Annotated in this window: 17 protein-coding genes and 1 pseudogene; 10 read left to right on the top strand and 8 right to left on the bottom strand. The window is 64.2% G+C overall.

The window, feature by feature from the left end; all coding sequences use genetic code 11:
* Positions 1-371: NAD-dependent epimerase/dehydratase family protein (locus tag VN004_RS08640; RefSeq protein WP_325608970.1), on the bottom strand; the 371-nt coding region annotated here is incomplete at its 3' end.
* A 54-nt stretch (positions 372-425) separates the two neighbouring features.
* On the opposite strand from VN004_RS08640, the gene VN004_RS08635 reads away from it, so the two are divergent.
* The 3 genes from VN004_RS08635 (at position 426) to desA (ending at position 3,558) form a co-directional block, all read left to right on the top strand.
* Positions 426-1,535 (top strand): glycosyltransferase family 4 protein, encoded by a 1,110-nt coding sequence (locus tag VN004_RS08635; protein WP_325608968.1) that lies wholly within the window; start codon positions 426-428, stop codon positions 1,533-1,535.
* 189 nt (positions 1,536-1,724) lie between these two features.
* The gene (locus tag VN004_RS08630; protein ID WP_325608966.1) at positions 1,725-1,940 is read left to right on the top strand and encodes a hypothetical protein; all 216 of its coding nucleotides are present in this window, start codon (positions 1,725-1,727) and stop codon (positions 1,938-1,940) included.
* Positions 1,941-2,166: 226 nt separating this feature from the next.
* Positions 2,167-3,558 carry a syringate O-demethylase gene (gene desA / locus VN004_RS08625; protein WP_325608964.1) on the top strand — a complete coding sequence of 464 codons (1,392 nt, stop codon included), beginning with the start codon at positions 2,167-2,169 and terminating at the stop codon, positions 3,556-3,558.
* Between the two features lie 138 nt (positions 3,559-3,696).
* Here the strand turns inward: desA and VN004_RS08620 are convergent, their stop codons facing one another.
* The 5 genes from VN004_RS08620 to waaF form a co-directional block, all read right to left on the bottom strand.
* The gene (locus tag VN004_RS08620; RefSeq protein WP_325608962.1) at positions 3,697-4,620 is read right to left on the bottom strand and encodes a 2-dehydropantoate 2-reductase; all 924 of its coding nucleotides are present in this window, start codon (positions 4,618-4,620) and stop codon (positions 3,697-3,699) included.
* 198 nt (positions 4,621-4,818) lie between these two features.
* Positions 4,819-5,937 carry a hypothetical protein gene (locus tag VN004_RS08615; protein ID WP_414710251.1) on the bottom strand — a complete coding sequence of 373 codons (1,119 nt, stop codon included), beginning with the start codon at positions 5,935-5,937 and terminating at the stop codon, positions 4,819-4,821.
* Positions 5,938-6,005: 68 nt separating this feature from the next.
* Entirely contained in the window at positions 6,006-6,461 is a 456-nt protein-coding gene (locus VN004_RS08610; protein WP_325608960.1) for a cupin domain-containing protein, read from the bottom strand.
* A gap of 67 nt (positions 6,462-6,528) precedes the next feature.
* Positions 6,529-7,044, bottom strand: coding sequence for an HAD family hydrolase (locus VN004_RS08605; RefSeq protein WP_325608958.1), 516 nt, complete (start codon positions 7,042-7,044; stop codon positions 6,529-6,531).
* An 85-nt stretch (positions 7,045-7,129) separates the two neighbouring features.
* Positions 7,130-8,188, bottom strand: coding sequence for a lipopolysaccharide heptosyltransferase II (gene waaF, locus VN004_RS08600; RefSeq protein WP_325608956.1), 1,059 nt, complete (start codon positions 8,186-8,188; stop codon positions 7,130-7,132).
* Between the two features lie 241 nt (positions 8,189-8,429).
* On the opposite strand from waaF, the gene rfaD reads away from it, so the two are divergent.
* The 7 genes from rfaD (at position 8,430) to VN004_RS08565 (ending at position 16,333) form a co-directional block, all read left to right on the top strand.
* The gene (rfaD, locus tag VN004_RS08595) at positions 8,430-9,410 is read left to right on the top strand and encodes an ADP-glyceromanno-heptose 6-epimerase (RefSeq protein WP_325608954.1); all 981 of its coding nucleotides are present in this window, start codon (positions 8,430-8,432) and stop codon (positions 9,408-9,410) included.
* The gene (gene rfaE1, locus VN004_RS08590) at positions 9,410-10,885 is read left to right on the top strand and encodes a D-glycero-beta-D-manno-heptose-7-phosphate kinase (RefSeq protein WP_325608952.1); all 1,476 of its coding nucleotides are present in this window, start codon (positions 9,410-9,412) and stop codon (positions 10,883-10,885) included. The genes rfaD and rfaE1 overlap by 1 nt, the downstream gene beginning before the upstream one ends.
* Positions 10,886-10,906: 21 nt before the next feature.
* A complete protein-coding gene (locus VN004_RS08585; protein ID WP_325608949.1) occupies positions 10,907-11,635 on the top strand; it encodes an FkbM family methyltransferase in 729 nt (242 codons plus the stop codon).
* Positions 11,632-12,387, top strand: coding sequence for a glycosyltransferase family 2 protein (locus tag VN004_RS08580; protein WP_325608947.1), 756 nt, complete (start codon positions 11,632-11,634; stop codon positions 12,385-12,387). The genes VN004_RS08585 and VN004_RS08580 overlap by 4 nt, the downstream gene beginning before the upstream one ends.
* Positions 12,380-13,219, top strand: a complete 840-nt coding sequence (locus VN004_RS08575) for a glycosyltransferase family 2 protein (protein WP_325608945.1) — start codon at positions 12,380-12,382, stop codon at positions 13,217-13,219. The genes VN004_RS08580 and VN004_RS08575 overlap by 8 nt, the downstream gene beginning before the upstream one ends.
* Positions 13,220-13,283: 64 nt before the next feature.
* A complete protein-coding gene (locus tag VN004_RS08570) occupies positions 13,284-14,402 on the top strand; it encodes a glycosyltransferase family 9 protein (protein WP_325608943.1) in 1,119 nt (372 codons plus the stop codon).
* 17 nt (positions 14,403-14,419) lie between these two features.
* Entirely contained in the window at positions 14,420-16,333 is a 1,914-nt protein-coding gene (locus VN004_RS08565) for a nucleoside-diphosphate sugar epimerase/dehydratase (protein ID WP_325608941.1), read from the top strand.
* On the opposite strand, the gene VN004_RS08560 is transcribed toward VN004_RS08565, so the two are convergent.
* Both VN004_RS08560 and VN004_RS08555 read right to left on the bottom strand, forming a co-directional pair.
* Positions 16,330-17,253, bottom strand: a complete 924-nt coding sequence (locus VN004_RS08560) for an NAD-dependent epimerase/dehydratase family protein (RefSeq protein WP_325608940.1) — start codon at positions 17,251-17,253, stop codon at positions 16,330-16,332. The genes VN004_RS08565 and VN004_RS08560 overlap by 4 nt on opposite strands.
* Positions 17,253-17,890 (bottom strand): annotated as a pseudogene (locus VN004_RS08555) (glycosyl transferase); the annotation flags it as partial. The gene VN004_RS08560 and the pseudogene VN004_RS08555, both read right to left, overlap by 1 nt.

Here is a 17,890-nt window from a genome sequence, read left to right as displayed (position 1 = left end):
GGATTGCCATAGACCGCGGCGGTGGACGAGAAGATGAAATGCTTCACGCCGCCCTTCACCGCGGCCTCGATCAGGGTTCGCGAATTGGCGGTGTTGTTCCGGTAATAGCCGAGCGGATCGGCGACCGAATCCGGCACCACGATCGAAGCGGCGAAATGGATGATCGCATCGATGCCGTGTCGGGCGATGATCTGGCGCGCCAGCGCCTCGTCGCCGGTATCGCCCTCGTAGAGCGGCACGCTGTCCGGAAGCGCCCAACGAAAGCCCGTGGACAGGTTGTCGAGCACCACCGGCTGCTCGCCCGCGTCGAGCAATTCGTAAACCATGTGGCTGCCGATATAGCCGGCGCCGCCGGTGACGAGCACGGTCATGGACGGGAGGCTCCGCAAAACATCTGGCGGCACCATAGGCGACAGCCATGAAAAATGAGTAATAAGGGGCAGCTTCCCCGCCGCTCAGGTCCCGCCTTGACCGATCTCGACGTCATCATCCCGAACCTGCACTGGAACTATACCGGTGTCACCGCCACCAACCGCATGATCGCGCCCCGCATCGCGCGGCTTGCGAATACGCGGTGGTTCGGACCGGATGCCCCCGACGGCATCGCGACCATGCGGCTGTCCGAGGTTCTGGCGCTGCCGTTCAAGGGACGGCGCCGGGTCGTCTGGCACGCCCGCCGCAACAACGAGATGATGCTCGGCCTCTTGCTCAAATGGCTGGGCTGGCCGCTGAAGCTGGTCTTCACCTCCGCGGCGCAGCGTCACCACACCTGGATCACGCGTTTTCTGGTGTCGCGGATGGACGCGGTCATCGCCGCGAGCGACGCGGCCGCGTCCTATCTCCATGTTCCGGCCGAGGTGATCCTGCATGGCGTCGATACGCAGCGCTATCGCCCGCCGACCAGCCGCGAGGCGGAATTTGCGATCAGCGGCCTGCCGGGCAAATACGCGATCGGCTGTTTCGGCCGCGTGCGGCATCAGAAGGGCACCGACGTTTTCATCGAGGCGGTGTCGCGGGTGCTGCCGCGCTATCCGGATTTCAGCGCGGTCGTGGTTGGCGCTGTGGACGATGCCGCCTTCGAGGCGGGGCTGAAACAGCGCGTCGCGGAAGCCGGGATCGCCGACCGCGTGCGGTTTCTTGGCGAGCGGCCGATCGACGAGGTGCCGCTGTGGTTCCGCCGGGTCTTGATCTACGCCTTCACCTCCCGAAATGAGGGCTTCGGCCTGACGCTGCTGGAAGCGATGGCGTCCGGCAATGCGCTGATCGCCGCCCGCGCCGGCGCCGCCGAAGCGGTGGTCACCGGCGGCCAGATCGCACTCCTTGTTCCGCCGGGCGACGCCAATGCCCTGGCGGCTGCGCTGGAAGGGCTGATGCGCGATCCGGCGCGCGCCGCCGCCATGGGCCAGCGCGCGCGCGATTATGTTGCGGCGCATTTCAGCGTCGAGGCCGAGGCGGAAAAATATGTCGCGGTCTATCGGAGGGTTCTCGGCCGCGAGCTTGCGCCGGCGCCTGCAGACAGCCTGCAGTCGCCATAGCCTCGCGCTGGCCCAGCGCCGCGTTGCGCTGCGCACGCGCGAACAAACGCAGCGAAATTGATTCGAAACCGAACGATCGCTGCTGCATTGCGCAAACCAAGTCACGCATTGGTGACGATGTCTTCACAAAAATGACAAGCGCGCTGGCTAACGCTCTACCAGCAACGACAACAAAAAATGGAGGAGAGGATGACAGAGCGTTCGGCCCTGAATCTGTCGACATTCGGCGCCTTGCCTTGCGCGCAATGCGGTACGCGTCTGAGCCGGCCGGTCTGGTCGGAGCCGGTCAACCAGCGGCAGGTACGCCACCTCTGGAATTGCCGGGATTGCGGCTACGTGTTCGAGACGATGGTGTTCTTCTGCGAGGACGCTTCAGCAGAAGCATCTCCACCGCTCGCCGCCTGATACCCAGCACGGCGATACGATCAAACGCCGCCTGCGACTGCAGAACAGCCCACGCGACACGCCCAGCTCCCGGTTATTGCGCACCATGCGACTGGGTCGTGTGGGCCAAAGCCCAAAGTTGCATTGGCTTCCGGCTTGGACCATTGAAGTCCCGGACAATGAACGACGGCGCAAACGCCGCATTCGGGACAATGGCTGCGCATTGCGCTGCTGAGGGAGAAGTCGGATGGCTGCCAAGACTCTGGAAGACGTATTGCAGAGCGTGAAGAATCCGGTCGAGCTGTTGCGCAATCAGCAGACCGGTCCGAACGTTTATCCCGGTGTGCCGGCGGAATACACCAACTGGCGTGACGAGCAGCAGGCCTGGCAGAACACCTGCGTTCTCTTCAATCAATCCTATCATATGGCGGATCTTGCGGTCGAAGGACCCGATGCGCTGAAGCTGCTCTCATATCTGTCGATGAACAGCTACAAGGGCTTCGAACCGAACAAGGCCAAGCAATTCGTGCCGGTGACGCCCGAGGGCTATGTGATCGGCGACGTGATCCTGTTCTATCTCGCCGAGAACAAATTCAATCTCGTCGGTCGCGCGCCTGCGCTGAACTGGATCATGTTCCATGCCGCGACCGGCAAATACGACGTGAAGGTCGAGCTCGATCAGCGCTCGGCCCTGCGTACCGACGGCAAGCGCAAGTCCTATCGCTTCCAGGTGCAAGGCCCCAACGCGATGAAGGTCATCGAGAAGGCGATCGGCAAGAAGCCGGAGGAACTCAAGTTCTTCAACATGACCGAACTCACCATCGCGGGAAGGAAAGTGCGCGCCTTGCGTCATGGCATGGCCGGCCAGCCGGGATGGGAATTGTTCGGTCCATGGGAAGAGGGCGAGGAGGTGCGCCAGGCGCTGATCAAGGCCGGCGAGGATTATGGCATGCGTCTCGTGGGTGGACGCGCCTATTCATCGAATGCGCTGGAGTCCGGCTGGATTCCGTCACCCTTGCCCGCGATCTATACCGGCGAAAGCACCAAGGCCTATCGTCAATGGCTGCCGGCCAGCGGCTATGAAGCCAACGCCTCGATCGGCGGCAGCTTCGATTCCGACAACATCGAGGATTATTACTTCACGCCCTGGGACATGGCCTATGGCGGCTTCATGAAGTTCGACCATGACTTCATCGGCCGTGAGGCGCTGGAGAAAAAGGCCAAGGAGCCGCACCGCAAGAAGGTGACTCTCGCGCTGGAAAACGAAGATGTGACGCGCGTGCTCGGCACCCAGTTCCAGAAGCACAATCGCGCCAAGTTCATGGACTGGCCGTCGGCGGTCTATTGCATGCACCCGTTCGACCGCGTGATGGTCGACGGCAAGACCGTCGGCCTCTCGACCTGGATCGGTTATTCGTCGAACGAGGGCAAGATGCTCACGCTCGCGGTGATCGATGAGGAATATGCCGAGTACGGCACCGAGGTGATGTTCCTGTGGGGCGAGGCCGATGGCGGCTCGCGGAAACCCACGGTCGAACGCCATATGCAGACGGTGATGCGCGCTGTCGTCAGCCCGTCGCCCTATGTCGAAGTGGTGCGCAAGGCCTACGCGCCCGGCGGCTGGCGCAAGGCGGAGTAGCGTTCACGCTGCACCGGCCGGGGAGCTGCATCGTCATCGCCCGCGAAAGCGGGCGATCCAGACACGCATCAACGCGCAGATGTACTGGATGCCCCGCTTGCGCGGGGCATGACAGAGAGATTGCGCGAGCAAAGACAGCTACGTCGCCTTCCCCTTGGCATGCAGGATCAGGATATCGCGCACCGCCCGATTGAGCGGCGTCGGCACACCGGCCTGTGTGCCGAGATCGACGACGCCCCCATTCAGCCAGGGCAGTTCCAGCGGCTTGCCGGATTGCAGGTCGTGATACATCGACGCGATCATGCCGTGCGGCAAGGTGTCAGCAAACTTGATCTGCTTCTCGGCGAAATCGGTCGCGAGTGCTACGCCGCGCGCGCGGCCGACAGCAACGATCTCCTTCATCAGGTCGAGCAGGAATTGCCGCGTCAGTGCGTTCTCGCGGATCTCGCCGATTGTCGCGCGCATCGATGTCGTCGCGCCCGCGACCGAGGCGAGAAACACGAATTTCTGCCAGATCACCAGATTGATATCGTCGCTGATGTTTGCGGCGATCCCGCCCGCCACGCAGGCGCGATGGAAATCCTCGACGCGCCGTGACTGTCTGCCGTCGAACTCACCGAAGGCGAGCCCTTGCATGGTTCCGGTCTGCGTGATCACGCCCGGCGCCGTGATGGCGGCCGACACATAACTCACGCCGCCGACCAAAGCGCCGTCGCCGACGATCGGGCGCAGCATGTCGTCCTTTTGCACGCCGTTCTGAAACGAGATCAGGCCTGTCTCCGGCCCGATACACGGCACAAGCGTGCGCGCGGCGCTTTCGGTGTCCCACAGCTTCACCGCGAACAGGATCATGTCGACGCGGCCGGCCTCCGCCGGATCGGAGACCGCGTTGACCTTCGCAAGCGCGATCGGTTCGCTGCCGCCATCGATCTGCAACCCGTTCCTGCGCATCGCTTCGAGATGAGCGCCGCGCGCAACGAACGTGACATCGGCGCCGCCCTTGGCCAATCGAGCGCCGAACAGGCCGCCGACGCCGCCGGATCCCATGATGAGTATGCGCAAGATGATTGCTCCCGCCAATGTGTCCGCAGAGACTTCGCCGCTCCGGCTATAACGAAACGAGGGCCGCAAAGCTACTTGCGGCATGCGCGGGTCACACATGCGCGGCCAAGGCGTTCAAAGGCGAGGGGGTGGCCTGACGGGTGGCGGGCGCCCCGTCATCTGCGCTCGTCAATGCGCAGGACGGCCGGTCGCGCGCGGTTAATTCTTCTGCGACTTTATCTCATCGTATTTGGACAAGGCGCGCTCGAACTTCTCGTTGAACAGCCACATCGCATCGAGAATTTCGCGATAGGTCGCCGAGGTTTTCGCCCTGTCGGCCTGCCCGTAATTGAACATGGAGTTGTTGCGCAGGTAGAACATGATCTGCGGATCTGAAACCCGGTATGCGGCGATGTTGCCGGATTTGATCGCCGACTTTGTCGGCGCGGGAACGATCTGGATCAGCTCGAACAGCTTCAATTGATCGACCGGATCCGGAAATTGCGCCACGACTGTCGGGATATAGTCGAACGTTTCGGCGTGCGCATTCATCAGCGCGTTGCGCACATTGATCCAGTGATTGTACCGGCGGTCGATCTTGCCGACCCGCGCTTCTTCCATGTCGTCGCGCGCGGCCAGCGCCGGATCGAAGGCCGTGATCTGCGGCTTGATCGCGGCCCATTTCCGTTGACCCCTTTGGCTTTCCGAAACGCCGGTCTGGAAGCTCCCCTTGTATTTGTTAGACCGTGCATTGCCGATGTTCTGAGCGCCATTGGTCTCGGCGAAGAAAATGCCGAGGCTGATGCGGCCGGCGATGTTGGCAGTAGCTTCGTCGAGGCCACGCGCGCGGGCAATGGCGGTTCCGAGATCGACAACATCCCTGAAAGGCGTCGCCGAGTGTTGTGCGCCCGCGGGCGGCGCCTGCATGATGGCGAACAGCGAGAGATACTCGTCGATCAGCGGCTCGTTGTCGGCATCGAAATAGGCGGGCGGGATCCTGAACTTGTTCGGCCGGCCGATCCTTGCCGGTATCGCATCGGTGAGATCCTTGTATGCGCTCATCAGGGCATTGCGGGCGCGATAAAGCGCTTGGCCCGGCAGGTTCGGCAGCGGCTCCTTCTTTGTGATCTGCGCGCGCCGCTGGCTGAGGACAGCCTTGAAGTCGGCGAGCGCCTGGTTGTACCGGTTCAGCGCGTCCTGCTGCGGTGCCGTAAGTGCCGGCTGTGCATGGGCGGCAGGCGGCGTGTTAAAGGCGACGATCGCAAGAGCCGCGGCAAGCAGTGCCGCAAGCGCTCGGAGTTTCGCAGCATTGACGATGGGTGTCGCGCCGCCATGTATGCGCAAGGATAATGCCCGCTTGTTGAGTTCCGGCCCTGTCAGAGGGCTGGTGAGTTTACAAAGTCGTCTTACAGATAGGGCGTGCCGTCCTTGTGCACGAACCTGCCGTCGCTGTTTGCGCTTTTCATGTCGATGTCGGAGCAGGTGGTGAGGTCTTCGGGTTGGCGCGAACCGATTTCGAGATAGGTCGCGGTCGTGCCCGATCTGTTGACGAGGTGATGGCCGTTGCCCGTACCCTTCGGAAAGGCCGCGCAATCGCCGGCTCTGAGCACGGTTTCGCCGTCATCCTCGATCAGCGTCAGCTCGCCTTCGATGAGATAGACGAATTCGTCTTCGTGCGAATGCCAGTGCCGCTGGCTCGACCAGCCTCCCGGCGGCAGGCGCGTCAGGTTCACACCGAAATCGGTCAGTCCCCCGGCATCGCCGAGACGTTGCCGCACGCGCTCGGCACAAGGCGCGGCGAACGGGGCCGGGTAACCCGAACCCTTGCGTTTCGAAACGGCGGATAGATCGATCTTCGGCATCCGGTTGTCCTCGCGATCAACGATGACGCAGCGGAGCGCGCTTGCCGGACTTTTCCGCGCCCGTCGTTTAAGCCGCTCCGTCGAGCACCTGGGCGACAAACGCATCGAGATTGCCGCCGGCATACAAGTAGCCGTCAATGCCGACCGCCTGCGCCGCGCGCAGATCGCTCTCCTTGTCGCCGATCAGAAAGCTGCCGGTCTTCTCCACCGGCCACGCATCCATCAGATCGAGCAGCATGCCGGGCTTGGGTTTGCGCCAGTCCGAATCGATCCTGTAGGTGGGGAGAGGCGCATCCGGGTGAAACGGACAGAAGCGGATGTCATCGATATGGGCGCCCGAACGCGCAAGCTCGCCACGCATGTATTCGTGCAGGCGCACCACGTCTTCTTCCGTGAACATGCCGCGTGCCACGCCCGATTGGTTCGAGATGATGAAGACGTGGTACCCGGCTTCGTTAAGCCGGCGCACGGCATCGGGGGCTCCGTCGATGAACCGGAAGCGCTCGACGGTGCCGATGTAACCGTCGTCGCGATTGATAACGCCGTCCCGATCGAGGAAGGCCGCGGGCTTTCGGTCTGTCATTGCTCTGGCCGGGGCTCTGCACTCATGTCGTGGCCATCCTATCCGTGCGCCCGCGCGATACCAGAGGGGCACCCTCGCGGCGCCATCAACCCGGGTTCGCGCCGGCAAAATGATGGGGCAGGGTCTGGCGCACCGCCGCCAGCACCCGGTCAACGGTGACGCCGGCGGTGCTGCGGTCCTTGATGTTGGCGAAGTGCCCCGGCGGCTCGATGATCGCCGAGAGCGGGTTCAGAGGAGCCCAGAGACGCGGAGACGTTGGGCCGAAGATCGCAATGGTCGGCGTACCAATGGCGGCGGAAATGTGCATCAGCCCGGAATCGTTGGTCACCGCGAGATCGGCGGCGGCAAGTGCGACGATCGCGTTGCGGAGGTCATTTCCCGTGAGATCGCAGACACTTGCGCCTCCCGCCTGGACGATTTGAGCGGCGATAGTCTTCTCCGCCGGTCCGCCGAGGACCCACACTTCGGCGCCGTGTGCGGCCAGTTGCCGGGCGAGTTCTGCGTAATTCTGTGCCGGCCACGCCTTGCCGGGGCCGACGGCTCCCGGCGCGAGGGCGACGACTGCGCGGCCCGAGCCCCGCAAGCCCTTGTCGGCCAACCACTTATCCAACTCACTGCGGGGGACAATGATCTGGGGCAGTGGATAAGTCTCTGGCAGGGCTGCGTTCTTGGGCAGGGCCAGGGCGATAAAGCAGTCGATCATGCGCTCGAGTTTTCGCTCGCCAAAGCGCATGTCATTGACCAGCAGGAACCGAAATTCCCCTGCAAAACCAGTCCGTTGCGGGACACCTGCGAGGAAGGGGGCGAGCGCCGCCTTCCAGGTGCGCGGCATGATCAGGGCGGTGCCGTAACGTTCCTCGGCCAGCCGCCGCCCGAGCGCCGCATATTGCGAGAACGGCAATCGGCGCCGCGGAAGGTCGGCCACGATGCCTCTCCGCACGCCCGGCAGGTAATCCAGGATGGGTGCGCAGAGGCTGCTGGTCAGAAGATCAATCGGCCGATTCGGCCAGCGCTGCTTGAGGATCCGGATGGCCGAATGCACCCGCACGAAATCGCCGATCCACATATAGGGGACGATCAGAATCGGGTTGTCCGGCCGATCGGCGTCGCCGTGTTTTGCCGGATATTCTGAATCCGAACTCATTTGTTCGCTGGACTGAAATGCGGTTTCTGCGTCGGCGGGTCCTTGCACCCGTTAGCACGGAAAATCGCCGAAAGCGCTACACTGACGGACGCTAAACCGTGCGATTTTCGCAAATCCGGGTTCATGCGCGCCATTGGGGCCCGGCACGAGCCGGGAGCCCGGGAGGCGACCCAAGTTGCGCGCTTTCGCCGGCTGAGGCAAAGGAACGGCCGAGAGCCGGGACGGCGGGAGCGCATCACAGATGCTTTTGGTGACCGGCGGGGCCGGTTTTATCGGGTCGAATATCGTTGCGAGCCTCAATGAGGCCGGCCGCACTGATATCGTGGTCAATGACAGCCTCGGCACCGACGGGCGCTGGCATAATCTGGCCAAGCGGCAGATCGCGGACTTCGTGCAACCGCACGAGCTGAGCGCCTGGCTGGACGGCCGCAAGCTCGACGCCGTGATCCATATGGGCGCGATCTCCGACACCACCGCTTCGGATGGGGATGTGGTGATGCAGACCAATTTCCGGCTGTCGCTCCAGCTGCTGGACTGGTGCACGCAGACGCGGACTCCGTTCATCTATGCCTCATCGGCGGCGACCTACGGCAATGGAGAGCACGGATTCTCTGACGATGATCGGCCAGAGCGTCTGCGATTGTTGCGGCCGATGAACCTTTATGGGTGGAGCAAACATCTGTTCGACCAGGCCCTGATCGCGCGCAAGTTGCGCGGCGACAAACTGCCGCCGCAATGGGCGGGCCTGAAATTTTTCAACGTCTTCGGCCCGAACGAATATCACAAGGGCAAGATGGCGAGCGTGCTGGCCCGGATCTTCGACGAGGCGAAGGCCGGGAAGACCGTCAAGCTTTTCAAGTCGCACAGGGCCGGGATTGCAGACGGCGACCAGCGCCGTGACTTCATCTACGTCGAGGACGTCGTTGCCGTCGTGCGCTGGCTCCTCGAAAGCCCGCGGGTCTCCGGGCTTTTCAATGTCGGAACCGGGCAGGCCCGCAGCTTCCGCGAAATGATCGAGGCGATGTTCGCGGCCCTCAACCGCGCGCCGAAAATCGAATATATCGACATGCCAGAATCAATCCGCGGGCAGTACCAGTATTTCACGCAAAGCGAGATCGGCCGTCTGCGCGCGGCGGGCTATAATGCCGGCTTCACGCCGCTCGAAGATGCGGTGACGCGCTACGTCTCGCACTATCTCGATCGCGAGGACCGGTATCGCTGATGTTCGATTTCGACCAGAGCCTGTCGCGGTTGTCCGGGGTCACCGTGTTGTGCGTCGGCGACCTCATGCTGGACGATTTCGTCTATGGCGAGGTCGCACGCATTTCGCCGGAGGCGCCGGCGCCGGTGATCGCGGTCAAGCGCAGTGAAATGGTGATCGGCGGCGCCGGCAATGTCGCGCGCAACATCGCGAGCCTTGGAGCGACCTGCATCTTCGTTGGTCTTGTCGGCGAAGACGAAGCCGGGCGCACGTTGAAGGCCGCGCTCGCGGCCGAGCCGCGGATCGTCGCATCGCTGGTCGTCGATGGCGCGCGTCCCACCACGCGCAAGGTGCGTTTCGTCTCGGAACATTATGCGACGCATCTCCTGCGGGCCGATTGGGAGGAGGCGCGCCCGGCCGATGCCAAGGCTGAAAGGGCGCTGCTCGATACGGCCCTTGCCGCGCTCCCGAAGGTGGATGCGCTGGTGCTGTCGGATTACGCCAAGGGTGTGCTGACGCCGGGCGTGATCCGCGGTCTGATCGAAGCGGCGGTCGCCGCCGGCAAGCCGGTCATCGTCGATCCGAAGGGCACGGACTACAGCGTCTATCGCGGCGCGACCATGGTGACGCCCAACCGCAAGGAGCTGGCGGAAGCGGTGCGGCGCGAGGCCCGCGGCGATGACGATGTCGCCGCCGCGGCAGAGGACTTGCGGCGCACGCTCGATTGCGATGCGCTCCTCGTCACCCGCAGCGACGAGGGCATGACGCTCGTGACCCGCGATGGCGCACCGGTCCATGTTCCCGCTTATGCGGTGAAGATCAGCGATGTCTCCGGCGCAGGCGACACCGTTGTTGCGGTGCTCGCCGCAATGCTTGGGCTCCATGCGGATTATGAGTCGGCCATGCGGGCTGCAAATGCCGCGGCCGCCGTGGTCGTGGGCAAGCGGGGCACAGCGACGGTTTCCATCGGGGAATTGCGCCACCGGATTCTGCCGTCCGCGACGCTCGCGGCCGAAGACAAGATCCTGTTCGACTGGCAGGACCTCGATGCGCGGCTCGATGTGTGGCGCAAGCAGGGCTTGCGTATCGGCTTCACCAACGGCTGTTTCGACATTCTGCATCCGGGCCACGTCAAGCTGATGGCGCAGTCACGTGCCGCCTGCGACCGGCTGGTCGTCGGGCTCAATAGCGACGCTTCAGTCGCGCGGCTGAAGGGGCCGGAGCGTCCGGTGCAGAAGGTGCAGGCCCGTGCCGAGGTGCTGGCGGCGCTGGAAGCGGTCAACCTCGTCGTGGTGTTCGAAGACGATACCCCGCGCGAACTGATCTCGCGCGTCCGGCCGAGCGTGCTCGTCAAAGGCGCCGATTACACCCGCGAGCAGGTGGTCGGCCACGATATCGTGGAAAGCTATGGCGGCGAGGTGTTGCTGGTCGATCTCCTGCCCGGACATTCGACGACCGACATCGTCAAACGCTCGCGCTCGACGGCGAAAACCTGACGCCGCCGGATGGAGTGCGCCTTGCCCGCCGTATTCAAGCCTGAGTTCGAAGCCCCGCTCGTGCGCGAATTCTTCCGCGACCGGCCACAGGGCTTTTTTGTGGAAGTCGGCGCCAACGATCCGAAGAAGGATTCGCAATCGTGGCATCTGGAACAGGCGGGCTGGACCGGCATCCTGATCGAGCCGCTGCCCGAACTCGCGGCCGAACTGCGCCGTCAGCGCAAGGCGCAGGTGTTCGAAGTGGCCTGCTCGTCACCGGAACGGGCCGGTCAAACCATGCGGCTGCATGTGGCTGGACCGTTTTCGTCCTTCGATCCCAATCTCGCGGTCACAGGATTGCGCGCCGACCGTGCGATCGACGTCAAGGTCCGGACGCTGGACGAGGTGCTGGCAGAGGGAGGTGCCGCCGCGCCGATCGATCTGATGTCCGTCGATGTCGAAGGCCACGAGCTTGAGGTTCTGAGCGGATTCGATTTCGCGCGCTGGAAGCCGCGGCTGGTCCTGCTTGAAGATCATGTCAGCAATCTGGAGAAGCACCGCTTCATGACCCGCGCGGGCTATGCCCTGTTTCGCCGCAGCGGTCTGAACGGCTGGTATGTGCCACGCGACCAGGCGCCGCCGATGGACCTGTTGGGACGCTGGCAGATTTTCCGCAAATATTATCTCGCGCTCCCGTTTCGGATGTTCCGTGATGCGAGGCGGCGTCTGCGTGACCGCATCCGCTTCCGGCGTGAGGATGCATCGCGATGAGCCTGCGTCTGTCCGCGATCGTGATCGCCAAGAACGAAGCGCACAACATCAAGGGCTGTCTGGACAGCCTTGCCTTCTGCGACGAGCGCATCGTTGTGGATGGAGGCAGCGACGACGACACGGCGAGGCTCGCCGAAGCCAACGGCGCCAAAGTGACGGTCACGAAGGAGTGGCGCGGCTTCGGTCACCAGAAGAATCTCGCGCTGTCGCTCGCCACCGGGGACTGGGTGCTGTCGCTCGATGCCGACGAACGCGTCAGCGAGGAGCTTGCCGCGGAAATCAGGACGGCGATCACCGAGGGTCTGTTCGAAGCCTATGAGATGCCGCGGTTGTCTACATTCTGCGGGCGGCCGATGCGGCATTCCGGCTGGTATCCGGATTATGTGCTGCGGCTGTTTCGCCGCGGGCGGGCGCGCTTTTCCGATGATCTCGTGCATGAGCGCGTGGTCTGCGACGGCCCGGTCGGCCGGCTGAAGGCGGCGCTGACGCATCATCCCGTGCTGCGGCTGGAGGATTCGCTGTCGCGGATGGACCGCTATTCGACGGCGCGCGCCGAGATGATCGTGAATTCCGGCCGGCGGGTGTCGTTCTTCACCGGGCTTGTGCGCGGCTGGTGGACCTTCATCCAGACCTATTTCATCCGGCTCGGCTTTCTCGACGGCCGCGAAGGCTTCCTGCTCGCCGTCGCCAATGCCGAAGGCACCTATTACCGTTACATGAAAGCCTGGTTGAAAGGGCGCGACCGTGGCTGACCTGATCTCGGTGATCGTCACCACCTGGAACCGCGAAGACGCGCTCGATGCGGTGTTGCGTTCGCTTGCGGTTCAGAGCGATCGCGATTTCGAAGTCATCATCGCCGACGACGGTTCGGGCGAAGCGACCGCGAGGCTGATCGCCGACTGGAAGACACGGCTCGGCCGTCCGCTGCATCATGTCTGGCAGGAGCATAACGGTTTTCGCGCGGCCGAAATCCGTAATCGTGCGATCCTTGCGAGCAGCGGGCGCTATTGCATTTTTCTGGACGGCGATTGCATTGCCCGCCCGAGCTTTGTCGCGACCCATCGGCGGCTCGCCGAGCCCGGCTGGTTCGTGACCGGCAACCGCATCCTGATGTCGGAGACGCTGACGCAGACGGTGCTGCGCGAGAAGCTCGATCCCGAACACTGGACATACCGCGACTGGACGCGCGAGCGCGGCCGCCGCGGGATCAACCGCACCATGCCGCTGATGCGGCTGCCGCTCGGACCATTGCGCAAGCTGCGCTTCCGCGCATGGCGCGGCGCGCGCTCCTGCAATCTCGCGATCTGGCGAAGCGATCTCGACCGGGTCGATGGATTCGATTGCGCGTATCAAGGATGGGGCAGGGAAGACTCCGACCTGCTGGTGCGGCTCCTCCATGCCGGCATTCGCCGCAAGGATGGCGTGTTCGCGACCGGGGTCCTGCATCTGTGGCACCCGACCGCGGATCGCTCGTGGCTGCCCGACAACGACCAGAAGCTCGATGAGGTGATCGCCGGTGGCCGCATCGCGGCGCTGCGCGGTCTCTCCGTGATGGCCGCCGAAGCTTCGCCGGAGCCGGCATGATCGCGCTTTCCGATTGCCGGGAACCGGCGCCGCGTCTCGCCGCGTTTCGAGGCGCTGTCCGCCCGTGACCGCGCGGCTCGATCTGCCGGCGCAGCCGCGCATCCTGGTGGTGGCGCTGCGGCGGCTCGGCGATGTGTTGCTGACCACGCCCTTGGTCCGCAGCTTGCGCCGCGCCTATGCCGATGCGCGGATCGACATGCTGGTCTTTGCGGACACCGCGTCGATTCTCGAAGGCAATCCCGATATCGACGGCGTGATCACCTGTCCGTCACGGCCCTCCACAGCAGACAGCATCGCGCTCGCGCGAGCGATTTTCCGCCGCTACGACCTCGCGATCACGACCCAGGCGGGGGACCGTCCATCGTTCTTTGCGATCATGGCCGGCCGCAGGCGCGTGGGTGTTGCCGAAGATCGCCTGATCGGCCGCATCAAGAGCATGCTGCTGCACCGGCATCTGCCGATGCGCGACGATCTGCACCGGGTCGAGGAGACGCTCGCGCTCGCGGAACTCATTGGCATTCCGCCGGTGGCCGAGGTGGTGCCGCCGGTTGCGCAGCCCGTTCCGGAGGCACCCGAGCAGCCCTATGCGGTGCTGCATGCCGCCCCGTTCTTCCGCTACAAGCAATGGCGGACGGACGGCTGGCGCGCGGCCGCTCAGCATCTTTCTGCATCCGGTCTCGCGCTCGTCGCGACAGGGGGCCCTGCGCCCGCGGAGCGCGCCTATCTCGACGCGGTCTGGGAGGGCACGGACATTCTCCGCCTCGATGGCCGGCTCAAATGGCCGCAACTCGCCGGCCTGATCGCGCAGGCTCGCGTCTTCCTCGGCCCGGATACCTCGGTCACGCATCTCGCCGCAGCGACCGGGTGCCCGACCGTTGCGCTGTTCGGGCCGACCGATCCGCGGCGATGGGCGCCCTGGCCTGTGAATGGCCCGGGGCGACCTTTTGCCACCCGCGGAACCGTGCAGCGGCAGGGCAACGTCTTCGTCGTGCAGAATCGTCTGCCCTGCATGCCCTGCGGGTTGGAAGGCTGCCTGCGGCATGTGCGCAGCCACAGTCTCTGCCTCGACCGGATGCCGGTCGAGGACGTGATCCGTACCCTCGACACGGCTCTGGCTTCGCCCGCCCCAGCGGGCGGGCAGGAGGGTGGCGCGGTGCCGCAAACGCCGCTATGCAATCGCTGACCTGAACCGGCCGCCCCATGCCCAAACTGCGCCCCATGACCACCCGCAAGGCCCTGATCGTGCTGCACGATCTGCTGGTTACGGCCGCGGCCCTGATCGCTGCCTTCTACATCCGTTTCGAGGAGCAGCGGCTCTCGGTCCGGGTCGACATGCTGTGGCTGATCGTGCCGGCGGTCATGGTCTATGCCGGCTTCGTCTACCACTTCTTCCACCTCGACGACGCCAAGTGGCGCTTCGCCTCGTTGCCCGATCTCTGGAACATCTTCCGGTCGGCCACGGTGATCGCGCTGACACTGCTCGTCGCCGACTACATCCTGGTAGCGCCGAACGTCTACGGCGACTTCTTCTTCGGCAAGGGAACGATCCTGATCTACTGGGTGCTCCAGATGTTCTTTCTGGGCGGCCCCCGGGTTGCCTATCGCTATTTCCGCTATTCGCGCGCCCGCAACCGCGCCATCCGCAACGATTCAGCGCCGACGCTGATCCTCGGCCGCGCCGCCGATGCCGAGGTGCTGATCCGCGCCATTGAAAGCGGCGCCGTCAAGAAGACCTGGCCGGTCGGCGTTCTGTCCCCGTCGCCGGCGGACCGCGGCCAGTCGATCCGCGGCATTCAGGTCCGGGGCAATTTCGACGATCTGGAAACCGTCGTCGCCGAAATGGCCCAGCGCGGGAAGGATGTCCGGCGCATCGTCCTCACGCCGTCCGCGTTCGAACCGGATATCGCAACCGACACGCTGCTGATGCGCGCGCGCAGGCTCGGCCTGACCACAAGCCGCCTGCCCTCGCTCGATGACAGCGTCGAGGCGTTGCACCTCGCGCCGGTCAATGTCGAGGACCTTCTGCTGCGCCCGAGTGTCAAGATCGATTACCGGCGCCTGGAAAATTTCATCAAAGGCCGGGCGATCGTTGTCACCGGCGGCGGCGGTTCGATCGGCGCGGAGATTTGCGATCGCGTCGTCACCTTCGGCGCTTCACGCCTCCTTGTGATCGAGAATTCGGAACCGGCGCTCCATGCGGTCCTGGAGACGCTGGCCGGCAAGGATTCCAGCGCTGCGATCACCGGCCGCCTTGCCGATATCCGCGACCGTGACCGCATCATGCGGCTGATGTCCGACTTCAAGCCGGACATCGTCTTTCACTCCGCGGCCCTCAAGCATGTGCCTCTCCTCGAGCAGGACTGGGGCGAGGGCGTGAAGACCAACGTGTTCGGCTCGGTGAACGTTGCCGACGCCGCCGCGGCTGCGGGAGCCGCCGCGATGGTCATGATCTCCACCGACAAGGCGATCGAACCCGTCTCGGTGCTCGGCGCCACCAAGCGCTTCGCGGAGATGTATTGCCAGGCGCTCGATCAGCAATTCGCCCGCAAGGCCGAGAGCAATGCGACGCCGATGCGGCTGATCGCGGTGCGCTTCGGCAATGTGCTGGCCTCCAACGGGTCGGTGGTGCCGAAGTTCAAGGCACAGATCGAGGCCGGCGGACCGGTGACCGTGACCCACCCCGACATGGTCCGCTACTTCATGACGATCCGCGAGGCGTGCGATCTTGTCGTCACCGCGGGGACCCACGCGCTCGGGCCCGAACGGTCGGACGTCGCGGTCTACGTGCTCAACATGGGTCAGCCGGTGAAGATCGTCGATCTGGCGGAGCGCATCATTCGCCTCTCCGGACTGGAGCCGGGGCGCGACATCGACATCACCTTCACCGGTGTGCGTCCCGGCGAACGGATGCACGAAATCCTGTTCGCACGCGAGGAGCCAACGGTCGATATCGGCATTGCCGGCGTCGTCGCTGCGCGCCCGCTTTCGCCATCGATCGAAACGATGCGGGCCTGGCTCGCGGCGCTGGAGCAGGGCCTCGCACGCGAGGATCGTTCGACGATCTATCGTGTGCTCCGCGATGCCGTTCCCGATTTCAAGGGCGAGGCGGCCTAAGTCTCGCCCCGCGCGAGGCGCTCGAGCGCCAGTCGCGTATCTGTTTCCGGATGCCAGCCGGCATCGCGAAGCTTCGTGATGTCCGCAACGAACGAAGTCTGGATGCGGTCCCATGCTTCGGTCTGGCCGAGGCCACGCATCGCAGCGCCAACCCAGCCTTCCGGAATGGAAATAAGCTTCGGAGAACGGTCGCGGGCCCTGCGCAGCGTCTCGATGATCTCGGCAAGCGAGATCGGGAGCGGATCTGCGACGATATAGACCTGTCCCGCGGTCGCCGGGCGTTCCAGCACGAAGCGGATTGCCGAGAGCAGGTTTTCGAGCGCGAGCAGCGACCGCTTTTTGTGAAACGCGCCAAGCGGCAATGGCAGGGGGAGCGACGACAGCCGAACGAGTTTCGCGACATTGCCGCGCGGCTCCCGGCCGAAGGTCAGCACCGGCCGCAGGATCGTGTAGGGCACCCCATAGCCGCGGACAAAGCTTTCGGCTGCGAGCTTCGAGCGGCCATAGGCATCGATCGGCTCGGGCACGTCGTCTTCAGTCACGAGGTGATCGGTTCCAACGCCGATCTGCGCACGAATGGACGACATGAACACGAGGCGTCGGACATTCGGGGCGAGCGAGGCCTGCAATGCAAGCTCTTTGGTGGCAACGCGATTGAGGCGATCATATTGCTCTTCGGGAATCTCGGCGGAGACGCGCGCCAATCCTGCGAGATGCACGACCGCATCGACATCGGCAAGGAACGGGCGCCAGTCCACCGGGCGCGAAAGGTCCGGCATCTGCACCGCTTCAACGAATTCCGCTGCGGGAACACGGGCTGGATTGCGGGCAGCGGCACGCACATGAAAGCCTGCCGCGGCGAGCGTCCCAGTCAATTCGCGTCCGATGAAGCCACTCGCGCCGGTGACCAGAACCCGCATCAGGCAGGCTTCCGTGAAAACCGTAACAGCAGCCAGCTCACGATCGCCACACCTGCACCCAATGCGATGAACTCGACAACCGGAGTATTCAATCGCACGCAAAGTACGGCAAGGCCGACAAGCGCAATGTTCACCGCGAACACATGCGCCACCACCTGCCTGACGGTAAAACCGTGATCGGTTGCGCGCTGATAGAAGTGACTGCGATGCGCCTGCCAGACCCGCTCGCCGGCGGCGAGGCGACGCAACAGCGTGATGGTTGCATCCATCAGGTAATATAGTGGCAGCAGCAGCGCTGCCGCGAGATGGCCCTTGTTGGCGAGAAGCGCGAGCAGCCATCCTCCGACAAGACCAAGCGGAAGGCTTCCGACATCGCCGAGGAACAGGCGAGCGACCGGACGATTGTAGGGAGCGAAGCCGAGGAGGGCGCCGAGCAGCGCGAGCGCGCATATGATGCCGTAGGGCGGCAGCGCGCCCAAGGCTCCGAGCAGGATGAGCCCCGCGGTGATCGGAACGAATTCCGCGACGGTCATCCAGTCGATGCCGTCCATGAAGTTGACGAGGTTGACGAACCAGGCCCCTGCGACGACGAGCAGGATGCGTTCGAGCCACCACGGCAGGAACCATGTCATCTGGA

Source organism: Pseudorhodoplanes sp. (assembly GCF_035565855.1).
Classification (GTDB): domain Bacteria; phylum Pseudomonadota; class Alphaproteobacteria; order Rhizobiales; family Xanthobacteraceae; genus Pseudorhodoplanes.
This window is presented reverse-complemented; position numbering and strand designations above follow the sequence as displayed.

Excerpts from the sequence above, each read along its gene's own strand:
- VN004_RS08610 (WP_325608960.1), bottom strand. The coding sequence starts at position 6,461 with ATGCCGAAGATCGATCTATCCGCCGTTTCGAAACGCAAGGGTTCGGGT.
- rfaE1 (WP_325608952.1), top strand. The coding sequence starts at position 9,410 with ATGTTCGATTTCGACCAGAGCCTGTCGCGGTTGTCCGGGGTCACCGTG.
- VN004_RS08580 (WP_325608947.1), top strand. The coding sequence starts at position 11,632 with ATGAGCCTGCGTCTGTCCGCGATCGTGATCGCCAAGAACGAAGCGCAC.
- desA (WP_325608964.1), top strand. The coding sequence starts at position 2,167 with ATGGCTGCCAAGACTCTGGAAGACGTATTGCAGAGCGTGAAGAATCCG.
- VN004_RS08565 (WP_325608941.1), top strand. The coding sequence starts at position 14,420 with ATGCCCAAACTGCGCCCCATGACCACCCGCAAGGCCCTGATCGTGCTG.
- VN004_RS08635 (WP_325608968.1), top strand. The coding sequence starts at position 426 with ATGAGTAATAAGGGGCAGCTTCCCCGCCGCTCAGGTCCCGCCTTGACC.
- VN004_RS08630 (WP_325608966.1), top strand. The coding sequence starts at position 1,725 with ATGACAGAGCGTTCGGCCCTGAATCTGTCGACATTCGGCGCCTTGCCT.
- waaF (WP_325608956.1), bottom strand. The coding sequence starts at position 8,188 with ATGAGTTCGGATTCAGAATATCCGGCAAAACACGGCGACGCCGATCGG.
- rfaD (WP_325608954.1), top strand. The coding sequence starts at position 8,430 with ATGCTTTTGGTGACCGGCGGGGCCGGTTTTATCGGGTCGAATATCGTT.
- VN004_RS08605 (WP_325608958.1), bottom strand. The coding sequence starts at position 7,044 with ATGACAGACCGAAAGCCCGCGGCCTTCCTCGATCGGGACGGCGTTATC.
- VN004_RS08560 (WP_325608940.1), bottom strand. The coding sequence starts at position 17,253 with ATGCGGGTTCTGGTCACCGGCGCGAGTGGCTTCATCGGACGCGAATTG.